The sequence below is a fragment of the Photorhabdus tasmaniensis genome (assembly GCF_011189505.1).
In the GTDB taxonomy this organism is placed as follows: Bacteria; Pseudomonadota; Gammaproteobacteria; order Enterobacterales; family Enterobacteriaceae; genus Photorhabdus; species Photorhabdus tasmaniensis.
This window is the reverse complement of sequence record NZ_PUJU01000001.1, coordinates 122,117-134,878: the sequence shown is the minus strand read 5'-3', so window position 1 is coordinate 134,878 and position 12,762 is coordinate 122,117. Positions and strand designations below refer to the sequence as shown.

The 12,762-nt window shown below is 43.2% G+C and carries 12 protein-coding genes; 11 read left to right on the top strand and 1 reads right to left on the bottom strand.

Going from position 1 to position 12,762, the window contains the following annotated elements; all coding sequences use genetic code 11:
* The first annotated feature begins 1 nt into the window (after nt 1).
* Both C5471_RS24125 and C5471_RS00440 read left to right on the top strand, forming a co-directional pair.
* Nucleotides 2–979, top strand: coding sequence for a gp53-like domain-containing protein (locus C5471_RS24125; protein WP_242688527.1), 978 nt, complete (start codon nt 2–4; stop codon nt 977–979).
* Nucleotides 980–1,432, top strand: coding sequence for a tail fiber assembly protein (locus tag C5471_RS00440; RefSeq protein WP_133813580.1), 453 nt, complete (start codon nt 980–982; stop codon nt 1,430–1,432).
* Between the two features lie 100 nt (nt 1,433–1,532).
* On the opposite strand, the gene C5471_RS00435 is transcribed toward C5471_RS00440, so the two are convergent.
* Entirely contained in the window at nt 1,533–1,790 is a 258-nt protein-coding gene (locus tag C5471_RS00435; RefSeq protein WP_065389358.1) for a helix-turn-helix domain-containing protein, read from the bottom strand.
* 103 nt (nt 1,791–1,893) lie between these two features.
* On the opposite strand from C5471_RS00435, the gene C5471_RS00430 reads away from it, so the two are divergent.
* The 9 genes from C5471_RS00430 to C5471_RS00390 all read left to right on the top strand — a co-directional run bounded on the left by C5471_RS00430 (nt 1,894) and on the right by C5471_RS00390 (nt 12,705).
* The gene (locus C5471_RS00430; protein WP_051240231.1) at nt 1,894–2,166 is read left to right on the top strand and encodes a helix-turn-helix domain-containing protein; all 273 of its coding nucleotides are present in this window, start codon (nt 1,894–1,896) and stop codon (nt 2,164–2,166) included.
* A gap of 70 nt (nt 2,167–2,236) precedes the next feature.
* On the top strand, nt 2,237–2,485 hold the full coding sequence (locus tag C5471_RS00425; RefSeq protein ID WP_011147600.1) for a helix-turn-helix domain-containing protein: 249 nt from the start codon (nt 2,237–2,239) through the stop codon (nt 2,483–2,485).
* Between the two features lie 876 nt (nt 2,486–3,361).
* Nucleotides 3,362–3,712 carry an RNA-guided endonuclease InsQ/TnpB family protein gene (locus tag C5471_RS00420; RefSeq protein ID WP_133813581.1) on the top strand — a complete coding sequence of 117 codons (351 nt, stop codon included), beginning with the start codon at nt 3,362–3,364 and terminating at the stop codon, nt 3,710–3,712.
* A 241-nt stretch (nt 3,713–3,953) separates the two neighbouring features.
* On the top strand, nt 3,954–5,909 hold the full coding sequence (locus C5471_RS00415) for a bifunctional 2',3'-cyclic-nucleotide 2'-phosphodiesterase/3'-nucleotidase (protein WP_133813582.1): 1,956 nt from the start codon (nt 3,954–3,956) through the stop codon (nt 5,907–5,909).
* A 78-nt stretch (nt 5,910–5,987) separates the two neighbouring features.
* A complete protein-coding gene (locus C5471_RS00410; protein ID WP_242688525.1) occupies nt 5,988–6,755 on the top strand; it encodes a ribonuclease T2 family protein in 768 nt (255 codons plus the stop codon).
* Between the two features lie 306 nt (nt 6,756–7,061).
* On the top strand, nt 7,062–7,667 hold the full coding sequence (locus tag C5471_RS00405; protein ID WP_133813583.1) for a DUF1062 domain-containing protein: 606 nt from the start codon (nt 7,062–7,064) through the stop codon (nt 7,665–7,667).
* Between the two features lie 50 nt (nt 7,668–7,717).
* A complete protein-coding gene (locus C5471_RS00400; protein WP_133813584.1) occupies nt 7,718–9,196 on the top strand; it encodes an MFS transporter in 1,479 nt (492 codons plus the stop codon).
* Nucleotides 9,197–9,481: 285 nt separating this feature from the next.
* Complete coding sequence (locus tag C5471_RS00395) at nt 9,482–10,798, top strand: condensation domain-containing protein (protein ID WP_133813585.1); 1,317 nt, start codon at nt 9,482–9,484, stop codon at nt 10,796–10,798.
* 155 nt (nt 10,799–10,953) lie between these two features.
* A complete protein-coding gene (locus C5471_RS00390; RefSeq protein ID WP_133813586.1) occupies nt 10,954–12,705 on the top strand; it encodes a beta-ketoacyl reductase in 1,752 nt (583 codons plus the stop codon).
* Nucleotides 12,706–12,762 lie beyond the last annotated feature (57 nt).

The window sequence follows — 12,762 nt, the reverse complement described above, 5'->3', positions numbered from 1 at the left end:
AATGGCTAATTTGCCGGAAAACCCACAGTGGTCAGAGGGCGTGTATCAAATAGAAACTTCAGACCCCGTGTTAGGCGGGCCTGATGGTATTTCCAATCGGCAGTCTAAACAGTTGGTCAACCGCACAAGCTATCTTAAACAGAAACTAGAACAAAATGGGAATGAGTTGAGGAAACATTCTGAGGTGCAAGACCCGCATACTCAGTATGCACCCAGAGCCAGTCCCATTTTCACAGGAACGCCAATCGCCCCCACACCTGCTAAAAACGCTAATAATACTCAGATTGCAACAACAGCATTTGTGCAATCACTGACGAATACAGCGAATCAAAGTGCTGTAGCAGCAAATAACAACGCTAATAGCCGAGTACCATCCATTCGTAAAGTGAATGGGAAAGCGTTGTCATCTGATATTTCATTGAATGCCGGGGATGTGGGAAGTTATGCTAAATCTGAGAGCGATAATACTTTCTTGCGTATTTCTAGCGATAAAACCGCAACCGTTGGTAGTGTATTGATTGATAGTAAAACTCCTTTTCCTGAGCTACGTTTCAAATCGAAAGATGGGTATGTGGTAGGAATTAATGGTTCGGAAGGAAAATTGTTACATATTTATTCTAACGATCCGAGCAATCAGCGACGTTATAATATATTAATACCTGAGCGAAGCGGTACACTCGCATTACAAAATGCAGCTATAAAATCTGAAAATGGCTGGTGGCAATGCGGGGATACGGGAATAATTATTCAATGGGTTAAAGTTGCATCAAACCAACAGTCATGGGTAAAAGTCAATTATCCAATTTCTTTTAAAAGTCAGTTTATTGGCTATGTCGCAAGCATGTCGAGTATAAATACATCAACAGGTCACACATTAGTACGTAATGCAACATTATCGACGTTTGAATATCAAGCTGGCACTCCCAACAACAATGAAAATCCAGGCAAAGTTGTTCATATATTATTTTGGGGGGTATAAATGGTTTATTTCTCCAGAAAAGAAGGCGCTTTTTATAGTGAAGCTCATGAAGAATGCGTTGAAATAACAGCAGAGAAACACAATGAATTACTTACAGGGCAGTCACACGGTTTGTCAATTGTCAGTAATAAAGAGGGTTATCCAGTGCTTACTGAACGCGCTCCGTCCGTTTATCATAAATACGATGGTGAAAAATGGGTAATATCAGAAAGCGGTGTGATAAAACTTAGACAGGAACAGCAGCAACAAGCAGAACATAAGAAACAGCAACTTATGTTCACTGTAAGTAAACAGATAGCTCCGTTACAAGATGCTGTGGATTTGGGGATGGCGAGTGATGAAGAAAATTCTCGGTTGACCGCTTTGAAAAAATATAGGGTATTGCTGAACCGTGTTGATGCTAACTTAGCGCCAGATATTTATTGGCCCGAAAAACCTAGAGTAATAGAATAAGGGCTGCAATAAACTGGCCCCAATAGTCAGACAGTCTAAGCAGCTAACATGGCCTAGGTTCGATATTATACCGAACTTAGACCATTTAGTTGAGAATTAGTCACCTGGAAGAATTATTTCGGATAACTCGTTCAATAGGTTGTCCATTCTCGTCAAAATATCGGCTTGGCCAAATTTCTGAGGGATGTACTCCGAGATTGTTCGCAATAATCCACTCTCCTTTAGGCCAAGGTCGTGATAGAGCATTAGCTAATGTAGATGAGCTAAGTCCCTCCTTACGTGATACCGCTGCTAAGGTAGTGCCGAGCTTACGTAAGGCAGCGATAATGTCGGCGGTATGCCAATCTTTTTTATTCATTTCCTTTATATCTCCATATAACAAACGCATGAATTATCCTATTTTGGGATATTTAAGTAAATGGTTGATATTCGATTTTGGGATATTAATCAAGGTTAAAGAAATGGCATCGATTTATTCATATGAATATCAAATGGTTATAAACGCTCTTCGTAAGGCTAGGATAGAAAAAGGTATTACTCAAAAAAGATTGGCTCAAGCCTTAGATCGACCTCAATCATTTATTGCTAAAATTGAAAATGGTGAAAGAAGGTTGGATGTAGTTGAATTTGTGCATATAGCACACTTGCTATCTGTCGATCATGGGCTAATTTTAGAAAAAATACTGTTCAAAAAACCACCTAAAAAGCCAAAACGAGCAGAGCTTATAAAATAAAAAATCCCATTTTGGTATAAATCAACAATCGATTGATATTTAATCCTAAATGTTTAGTAGGATTGAATATATGGTTTCAATTTACTCTGATGAATATCAAATAGTTATCAAAGCACTCCGTGAGGCTCGTATAGCAAAGGGGGTCACGCAAGAGAATTTAGCTCAAGCGCTAGATCGCCCTCAATCGTTTATTGCGAAAGTTGAGAATGGTGAAAGAAGATTGGATGTTGTGGAATTTGTTCATATAGCACATTTGTTATCATTAGAGCCAAGTGTTCTCATAAAAAGAATCCCAAGAAAATATTCCTCGATATGCTGATAACTTTCTATCTATGCTAGTTTCATCAGATAGCGTAGCTAAAGAGGGATTCACATAGTTAACTATGTGATAGAACAATTAGGGTTTATATCCCTAGAGTTGTTTTTTGTACTCCGTGTTATGCAGTGTCTATACACGTTTTACTTGGCTAACACTATAATTGGAGCTATCTGCGCCCCTTTTGCGCAGATAGATGTAACTAAACCGGTTCCGCTCTAGGTTGGAGAGGGGGCTGGTTTATAAGGTCATGAGGTCGGCTTGTTCAGCTATAGCGATTTCCCCAATTTTCGGAGCTTCGGCTCCCTTAATTTGACCAACGATTTTTACGCATTGCGTATTGCTAACTTATATGCTGAATTCCGAAAATGACTTCACGTTTTTCCTGTCTATACGCTCATTCTTCTCGTTCGGTTAGGTAAATTTGTCAGGCGCTTCTTAATAACTTCTTAGTCTCAAGATAGAGGTTTATAAGGCTAAGATAGCTTTACATTAGAGGTAGGTTCAAGTTCAGCTAAAATCATAGCTGAATGCATTCCAATCATTTTCATTTGGTTTCTGTACTGTGCATTATGATAGGGGTGTTAACCCCATTTTAATGAGTGCAGAATATACCGCCTAACTGTTCGGAATTGGTTACCGTGCTACAGATTTAAAGGAAAAATGGGTAAATTGAATAAATTACAGTCATATTTACGACGCTAGTTGTGTAAAAAGTTTTCAATAGATGAAACGCAATTGTCGCTTTATTTATCGAGCGGATAAGCGAAATTTATCGCGCGCGGCATCAGATTTAACGAAGCTGCGGCATTGGCTAATCTGGATACGGCCTTCAAAAATTTTTTTGCCAACAGAGCCCGGTTTCGCAAAATCAAAGGCATGACAAAAAATAGAAAATTATCTCGGCATATTAATGATGTGTCGTGGGGTAATTTTCTGCGAATATTGCAATGCAAAAGTGAATGGAACGGTAAAAACGTTATCCGCGTAGAGAGATTTTTTGCCAGTTCTAAATTATGTAGCGGCTGTGGTCACAAAATGGAAAAAATGCCCTTATCAGTGAGAAATTGGGTCTGTCCAATGTGTGGACAAAACCATGACAGAGAAATTAACGCCTCCCTCAATATTTGCCATCAAGGATTAGCTGATATGCTAGAACATAGCGGTTATGTAAAGAGTTCCCTTGCAATAACGCCTGTCAGCGCAGGTAATTGCAACGAAAGCTATTAGCAGTTGCTAATAGGGGTCATAAGAAGCCCCCACTTGAGTCACGGGTGACTGAGTGGGGGGAGCAAGTCCACTAGCCGGCGTTTGTTCGTTGAAGTGGCATAGGATGGCGCACACAGCGACAGCCCAGCTTACGAGAATAAAAAACAGACTATTCTGGTAACAGGAGCTCGTCTGTACTTCTAAGTTGAAAGTGATAAGGAGAGCTGAAGTTCTCCTTAACTAGCCTAAAAAGGGGTGTGAAATGGTTAGGAATGTGTTGAAAGTCTCCACATTAGCCTTATTGGTCGCATTTAATGTCAATGCTGCAACGGTTGACTTGCGGGTAATGGAAACATCTGATGTTCACAGTAATTTGATTGATTTTGATTACTTCAAAGATAAACCCACAGAACAATTTGGTTTGGTGCGTACCGCGAATTTAATTAAAGCGGCTAAAGCAGAAGTCTCCAATGCTATTTTGGTCGATAATGGTGATCTGATCCAAGGTAGTCCGCTAGCAGATTATATGGCGGCAAGGGGACTTAAAAAAGGGGAATCTCATCCAGCACATCAATTAATGAACACAATGGGTTATACCGTGGGTAACTTTGGTAACCACGAGTTTAACTTTGGTTTGGATTATCTGAAAAGTGTCATTGCCGGTGCGAGATTTCCTTATATCAATGCCAACATAATGGATGCTAAAACCGGTAAGAACTATTTCACACCTTATATTATCGTTGATACGCCAGTGAAAGATCGGGAGGGTAAAGATCACACCATTAAAATTGGCTATATCGGTTTTGTACCACCACAGATTGCTATCTGGGATAAGCTCAATCTGGATGGGAAAGTTGTCGTTAACGATATTACTGAAACCGCGAAAAAATTTGTTCCTCAAATGAAGAAACAGGGCGCAGATTTGATTATCGCTATTCCTCATTCTGGTTTTTCTAAAGAGCCCTATAAGGCAATGGCTGAAAACTCGGTTTATTACTTGAGTGAAGTTGCAGGTATTGATGCGATTATGTTTGGTCATGCGCACGGGGTATTCCCAAGCAAGGAATTTGCGGACATTAAAGGCGTTGATGTTGCCAGAGGGACGGTTAATGGTATTCCCGCCGTCATGCCTGGTCAGTGGGGTGATCATTTGGGGGTTGTTGATATGGTTATCAACAATGATGGCGGAGTATGGCAGGTGGCGGAGGCAAAAGCAGAAGCACGTCCGATTTATGACAAAATGGGCAAAAAGGCACTGGTTGGGCGTGATAGCGAGTTAGTGAAAATTATCGAGCAATCCCATCAGGGAACCCGGGGTTTTGTCGGTAAATTGATTGGTAAAGCTTCCGCCGATATGTACAGCTATCTTGCCCTGATCCAAAGCGACCCAACAGTACAGATCGTGAATGATGCACAGGCAGATTACACACGGCGTTTTATTCAGGGTGATCCGGATTTGGCGGATATTCCTGTGTTGGCCGCAGCGGCACCATTCAAAGTCGGTGGTCGTAAGAATGCCCCCGCAGATTTCGTTGAAGTTGAAAAAGGTGATTTGACGTTCCGTAACGCGGCGGATCTCTATCTATATTCAAACACACTGGCTGTTGTGAAGGTAACCGGGGCTGATGTGATTGAATGGCTGGAGTGTTCTGCCGGCATGTATAACCAGATCGATCCAAATTCAACTCAGCCTCAGTATCTGTTGAACTGGAGCGGTTTCCGTACTTATAACTTCGACACGATTAGTGGCGTGAATTATAAGATGGATCTGACTCAACCCGCTAAATATGACGTTGATTGTCAAGTCATCAATCAAGGGGCGAACCGTATCAAGGAGGTGACTTATCAGGGTAAGCCTATCGATCCTCAAGCCAAGTTTCTCATTGCTACCAATAATTATCGTGCATATGGCGGTAAATTTGTTGGTACAGGCGAAGATAACATTGCATTTGCATCACCGGATGAGAACCGCGCTATCCTGGCTTCTTACATTGTCAAAGCGTCTCAAGAGAAAGGTATGGTCACGACCAAGGCCGATAATAACTGGTCGATTATGCCAATCAAAACTGACAAGCAACTGGATATTCGTTTCGAAACCTCTCCAAGTGAGAAAGCAGCGAAATTCATCAAAGAGTTTTCTCAATATCCAGTGAAATATTTGGAAAACGATGATGTCGGTTTTGCGGTATATCAAATTGATCTGACTGAAAAAAAATAACTTTAATCGTTGCCTGCCCTTGTTTGGGCAGGTTTTTGTTTACCATTCAACAGGGAAATGGTTTCCCATTGAGGAACAATGATGCGCTTTTCTAACTTATTGCCGGCAGTATTTGTTTTATTGGTTGCTGGCTGTGCGAAGCAACCAAACGTGATGGATTTTTTAGAGCCACAAGCGGAAGACGCTATTTCCTGTGTATTGCCCGCTAATCCACCGGCAAATTATGACTACACCGCCAAAAATGATCGTTATGGTCAGAATGCGAAAGCCTCTACAGATTACTTCAAACTGGCGATTAATTATTCTCCGGCATTTTGTAAAAACAAAGAGAATGAGATTAATCGCCTGAAAAAGAATGACGAAATTGTTAAAGCGCAGAGTGAATATGAAAAGTTTGCATTGCAATGTTTTTCAGAAAATAAATTTGGCTGGATAATTCATGGCCTGTGGGCGCAAACCTGTGATGGCAGATCAATGGATCAGTGTCGTGACTGGTCTGATATCCGTAAACATCCACGTCTGTGTAAGGGGGATTTGCCACCCCTGGATTATCAGGTGATAAAGCCTTATCTGTGTACTTCTCCAGGTGTCGATCTGCTGCAAGGCGAGTGGGAAAAGCATGGTGTCTGTGCGTTTGCTGCGCCAGAACAATTTTTCAGTAAACAGCAAGAACTGTTTAATGGATTGGTATTGCCAGATAGTCGCCTATCTAACAAGCAGTTAATTGAGTTTCTTCAGGAAAATAACCCATCATTAAAAGGTAAAACCATTCAGATCAATCAAAATGAATTTTACATTTGCTACAGCAAAGATTTCGACGTGATTGACTGTCCAAAACGCGAGTGATGATTACTAAAGGATAACATGATGAGTGATCCCCTTCCCGAAAAAAGGGGATCTCCACTTTATTGCAGCGAATCTCAGTGGCATTAAGCCCCTTGAATCGTACTTCTGGTTTATTGAGCGGGATGTACCATATCCCGACTCTCTCCGTTTTATCCGCAGCGCCTTAAAATAAAAACATTAAAGTCACTTAAGCAACGAATTGATAAATAGTTTCAAGATCTGATGTTATAGAATATCATCAAATTTAGATTTTAAATTGACCAACGTAGCCATAACCAACTTAACCAATTTGAACGTGGATCTATCATGACAAATAGAAATGTTACATGGTTAGTAAGGCCTGTAGGCTATCAGGCCATTTTGAAACGTTGCCCTGGCTGTGAGGTGAAAAAGGAGTTTTATCCAGCAGGTACATTCAGGGTTAATGCGCAAAAAAAAGTGTTGGATGTGTGGAGCATCTATAAATGCGAAAAATGTGATTACACTTGGAATATTGATATTTTTTCGAGGGTCAATGTCAATAAATTGGATGGCGACTTGTATGAACGATTTTTGCACAATGATCAAGATGAAGTTCGACGATATGCCTTTGATTATCGGGTGTTGGCAAAAAACAGAGCTGAACTTGGCGATTCCCCTGACTTTATCATCGAAGGTAAAGAACTTCAGGATATGGCTCAAACGCCAGCGGTACAGATCACGGTACAGCTTGAATATCCCATTCCTATCAGACTTATTTCTATCCTGACCAAAAAGCTTTCGTTGTCACGTAGTCGAGTGACTAAGCTGGTTAATCAAGGCGCTATTCAGGGGGTAACGGCAATTGAATTAAATAAAAAGCTAAAGCGTGATATTACTCTTGGCATCAATGTTAACGATTTATTGCAAGAGTCTGATAATAATTTTGTCTGAATTAATCTGGTTTCCCGGAGATGACATAAAAGTAAGAATGGATGAATGAAATGAAAATTATAAAGAAATGGTGGGTGCTCTCTACTGTTTCAGCTGCGTTATTGCTGGTTGCTGTTGATATGACAGTGTTGTATACCGCGCTTCCGAGCCTGACTCACAGTTTGAGCGCGAGTACAACGGAAAAGTTATGGATAGTGAATATCTACCCTCTTGTCGTCTCTGGGCTGTTGTTGGGTGCTGGTACTTTGGGAGATCGCATCGGGCATAAACGATTGCTGGTTTGTGGTCTCATGATATTTGGCTGCTCATCCTTGCTGGCAGCCTACTCTTATTCATCGGAAATGTTGATTGTTTCCCGGGCACTATTGGGGATCGGGGCGGCAACGATGATGCCTGCCACATTGTCGATTATCGCCTTGACATTCGATGATGAAGACGAGAAATCATTTGCAATTGGGATCTGGGCCGCCGTTGCCTCTGGAGGCGCGGCAATAGGGCCACTGATAGGCGGCTTATTGCTTGAATATTTTTGGTGGGGATCGGTGTTCCTCATTAATGTTCCTATTGTGATTTTGGCATTAATTCTGTCGTGGTTGTTTGTCCCAACCTCTAAGACCGATTCGTCTCATCCGTGGGATCTGGTTGGCTCATTGCAGATTATGGTTGTATTGATCAGTTTTGCCTATTCCATCAAGGAGTTCGCCAAGCGAGATCCTTCCTATATCGCGATACTTGTTACCTTCGCTTTGACGATAGGCTTTCTGGTGTTATTTATTCGACGCCAGAAGCGAAGTGCGCATCCATTGATTGATTTCGACATTTTCAAAAGTCCGGCTTTTTCGTCTTCAGTCATCGCTGGGTTGGTGGCTTCCGCCTGTTTGATGGGAATTAATCTGGTGTTAAGCCAGCGTTTGCAACTTGTATTGTCATTAACCCCTTTGCAATCGGGGCTCTATTTTCTGCCATTTTCATTGGGTGCAATTGTTGCGAGTCCTGTGAGTGGTTGGGTTCTTCCCCGTTTGGGTAGTGCTCGATTGCTCATTACCTCTTTGTTGATGTATGCCTTTGCCATACTTGCACTCATGGCCAGTTTTTCAGCCCCCCTGCCTTTGCAGGTAATGTGCTTTTTTGTGCTGGGAACATGCCTTGGGGCAACAATGACTGCCGCGTCCAGTACTATCATGCAGGCTACACCGCCAAATCGGGCAGGTATGGCCGCGTCTGTTGAAGAGGTTTCCTATGAGTTGGGTGGTGGATTGGGCATTGCGATAATGGGGAGCATTATGTCGGCTGTCTACAGTTATACCCTTGCGCTGCCGGCTGATTCTCCAGTGAATGATGCTGCCAGAGATGGTATTGATGGCGCTTTGATAGCTGCTGAAGGAATGGCGCCTGATGCTGGTTTGGCTCTCGCAAATCTTGCCAGGTCAGCGTTCGACGATGCCGTTTTTTCTGTGATGGGGGTCGCATCCCTGTTTCTGATGGTGATGGCTGCGTTGGTATGGTTCAATTTTCGCCGCGCCTCCTAAGTGACTCCTCTTGTTAACAAACCCCATGTTAAAAATGTGGGGTTTGTCTTTTCGATATCAACGCTGATTAGCTAACTGGTTTATCACCCGTGTTTATTAATAAGAGTACTTATTTGATAGTAATAATATCTTAATTATTCTGGTCTAGTTCAAATATCTGGATTGATTCGTGGTGGTTTCTTTTTTTATTGCTACTTTTAAAACCGTCACTATGTTGTTTATGACGGTAGCAAATAGCGCTGGCGCTAATCCGCCCACAGGGCTTGCAATGGAAAGGTGAAGGTTATGCGTGTTCAGTTAGGGCAATTATATGACTTGCGATATTCGCTGAACATTGATCAATTATGTGTCGGTGAAGTATTAATGCCTTTGGAGCGATTGGCACCTGCACATCTCAGGGTGGCGATTGAATATTTGTTGAATAAATATTCTGTTCTGAGAGCACGATTTATCGGTAATGGAATGAATATGGAGATGGATTTTGTACCTCCCAGCCGTGAATTGCTGCACCAGGTTTTTGAAGTCAGAGAGCTAACAGGTAATCAAGATGATCGCCGGCGTTTAATATCAAATTATATCGCTGACATTAGAGCCAAGATGCATGTGGCAAATCCGCCCTTGTTGCGTTACTGCCTGTTTGATGACAATTTTGCCGGTGAGCAAAGGCTGGTATTGATATTCAATCATCTGGTGTGTGATGGCATTTCCAGCCGGATTTTATGGCGAGATCTCTCAAAGGCATACAGAATGTCTGTGAATGGACAACCGCTTGAGCTTGAGCAGGCCACTCATTATGAGCAGTTTTGCGCCGAGCTGCATGAACGGCATCAGCAAATCGCAAAGGCGGCTATTCTTGATATTGAACAACCAATTGAAAATACGCCCCTGAATATTCTCGGTGAGCGGCGTGTTGAGTCACTTCCCATTAGCCGATTGGCTGAGGCCATCACCGAAGTCAGGCAGCTTGATGATGAGGCTTTAAAGAGGATACGCCTGTTAGCCCAGCAACGTCGTGTCAGTGTGTCAGATTTACTGCTTGGTGGCTGGTTAAAGGCGCTGGCGGCTGTTTTTGGCAAAGGCAAACTGGATATGCTCTTGTGGGTCAGCCCTCATTTTGTCGGTCATTGGGAAACCTCCGTTTCTCATCTTGTCGGATCAGTCTCATTTCCGATCACGGTTGGGTTTAATCTTGACCCGGTTTTATCGCTGGAGAGTACCCTTCAACACCTGGCACAAGAATTAAATGGCGCGATAGAAAAAGCGGCAGATTATGCTGCTACCTACTTTGTGCCTGATTCTGTATTTGGCTGGCCTGAACTTCCTGCGATTTCTTTCAATTTCGTTGGTGATCAACGACGCTCTCCCAATATTATTGGTTATGAACTGGCACCTGAAAAAATACGTATTGGGAAGCCAGATGAAGATGCGCAAGATGTACCGTTGAGCATGGATATAGAGATATATGCCAGCGCTATGGATGTCACAATTTCTTCCAGGCCAGATTGTAATCTCCGGTTTTTACCATCCCGCTTGATGGCTCTTTGGTTGGAAACGATCGGAGAGTCTGGCGTTAAACTGCCATTTTACTCTGGTTATCAATAGCATACCCTACCGTTTTTCGTCTTTTATAGTTTCATCAGTAGCACGGCTGTTCTCTGGATCTGATCGTTATTGAGAGGATTTTGATATGGATGCATTGCCTGATTGTTTGAAGAGTTGGTGTTGGTCGCTAGCACGTTTGATAAGGGGGAATATTGATGAGTCAAGAAATTCACGGGCGTAAAGTGTCACCGATCGAACCAGTTATGCGTGATCCCTTGCTTTGTGATTTGGAAGAGAGTGACGTTCAACTGTTCAATCTGAATTGGGTGAAATGTCATCTCATCTCTCCCAACGCTCCGTTATTAACTCAATGTACTGTCATTAGCAGAAATACCGATTTTGCTCACACGGTGAGGGGATTGATTGCAGCGAGGGGAATTGATGTTGTCGCTATTGATCTTGATGCAGATCTGACAGGTCAACTTGACTCACTAGAAGCCACGGACACATTGCTCTATTTAGCCAGCCCTGAGAAGCTCTTGAACGCTTCAAATATTGTGGCTCATGAGCTACACGAATTCGAAAGTTTACGTCTTATTGCTAACAAAGCTGCTCAAAGCCGTCATGAGGCGAAACCGCAACTCTGGATCCTGACCCAGGGTGTGCAAATGTTTGGCGAGCAATTTGATACGGCAGGTTTGTCTGGTAGTGGTTTATGGGGATTAGGCCGGGTTATTGCCAGAGAGTACCCCATTGTTGAAACCGGTTTGGTTGATTTGCCTCTTGGACGGGTTGGAGACGAAGAGATCGCATTGGTTCTTGCCATTATGGCAAATGAGGGTGAGCAGAGAGAGTTTCTCATTGATGATCAGTGCATTTGGCAGCGTCAGGTTGAATCTTTAGCCATTAGCCATGAAAAGGCAGAGATCAAACAGGATGCAAACTATCTTATCACCGGCGGATTTGGCGATACCGGGCGCATGTTGGCTGCGAATCTTTTTGCCGCAGGGGCAAGGTATGTAACGCTTATGGGGCGTTCTGCTCCACCGGTTCATTTGATCAGTGAATCTGAGCAATGGAAAGCACAGAATTTCAATCTCTACTTATTCCAGGGGGATGTAGCCGATATTGAGGATGTCAAGGCGGTGTTGCGGCGTATTGAGAGGACGGGTCATTCCTTGCGGGGAATCTATCATCTGGCAAGCGTTGTTGAAGATGAAATGCTTGCCACGTTAAACAGCCGTTCGGTTAACAAAATTTTCCGTCCGAAAATAGCCGGGAGCTGGAACTTGCATCTGGTTACCCAAGGGATAAGTCTGGATTGGTTCATTGCATTTTCTTCATTAGCCGGGATTATTGGCGTTGCAGGGCAGGGGGCAGATGCTGCCGCGAACTCATTCGTGGATTCTTTGATGCGATATCGGCTAGCGACTGGGCTTCCAGGTACGGCTATCGCGTGGGCACCCTGGCGGGGTGGGATGACCACACATCTCAATCCGTTGCACCTTAGCAGACTTGAAGCCATGGGATTGTTGTTCCTTGATATCCAGGATGTCATGGATACCGTCGCCAGAGAGAATATTCATCACTATGCTGGGCTGATTGCCGGAAACTTTAGCCGTGTTGCGCTGGAGAGGCTGATTGATTCTCGGGATCCGGTAAATGGTATAGAAACTGTTTTGGGTTCTGCTCAAAGTCATGATGCGATAGTCGCTGTTGGGCAACCCTCGCATGAGGAGCAGCGCAGCGCAATGACGGAAATCGTGATAGAAGAGCTGAAAAAACTTGTTGCCGGGGGAGAAGTCACTGCCGATACGAAGTTGAGTGAGATTGATATGGACTCCATGTCAGCGGTTGCGATTGTTCAGCGGTTGCGGGGGAACATTGGCAAATTAGTCCCCATATCGGTCTTGTTTGACGACTGTAGCATTGCTGAGGTGGTTGAAAAATTGAAGCGTTATTTCTGACGAGCCGTTAGCTGATGCAGTAACACCAAGCACAAACCTTGCCCTTTCCGTAACGAG

Bases quoted from the DNA above. Each gene is read 5' to 3' on its own strand.
- C5471_RS24125 (WP_242688527.1), top strand. From the start codon at position 2: ATGGCTAATTTGCCGGAAAACCCACAGTGGTCAGAGGGCGTGTATCAA.
- C5471_RS00440 (WP_133813580.1), top strand. From the start codon at position 980: ATGGTTTATTTCTCCAGAAAAGAAGGCGCTTTTTATAGTGAAGCTCAT.
- C5471_RS00435 (WP_065389358.1), bottom strand. From the start codon at position 1,790: ATGAATAAAAAAGATTGGCATACCGCCGACATTATCGCTGCCTTACGT.
- C5471_RS00430 (WP_051240231.1), top strand. From the start codon at position 1,894: ATGGCATCGATTTATTCATATGAATATCAAATGGTTATAAACGCTCTT.
- C5471_RS00425 (WP_011147600.1), top strand. From the start codon at position 2,237: ATGGTTTCAATTTACTCTGATGAATATCAAATAGTTATCAAAGCACTC.
- C5471_RS00420 (WP_133813581.1), top strand. From the start codon at position 3,362: ATGACAAAAAATAGAAAATTATCTCGGCATATTAATGATGTGTCGTGG.
- C5471_RS00415 (WP_133813582.1), top strand. From the start codon at position 3,954: ATGGTTAGGAATGTGTTGAAAGTCTCCACATTAGCCTTATTGGTCGCA.
- C5471_RS00410 (WP_242688525.1), top strand. From the start codon at position 5,988: ATGATGCGCTTTTCTAACTTATTGCCGGCAGTATTTGTTTTATTGGTT.
- C5471_RS00405 (WP_133813583.1), top strand. From the start codon at position 7,062: ATGACAAATAGAAATGTTACATGGTTAGTAAGGCCTGTAGGCTATCAG.
- C5471_RS00400 (WP_133813584.1), top strand. From the start codon at position 7,718: ATGAAAATTATAAAGAAATGGTGGGTGCTCTCTACTGTTTCAGCTGCG.
- C5471_RS00395 (WP_133813585.1), top strand. From the start codon at position 9,482: ATGCGTGTTCAGTTAGGGCAATTATATGACTTGCGATATTCGCTGAAC.
- C5471_RS00390 (WP_133813586.1), top strand. From the start codon at position 10,954: ATGAGTCAAGAAATTCACGGGCGTAAAGTGTCACCGATCGAACCAGTT.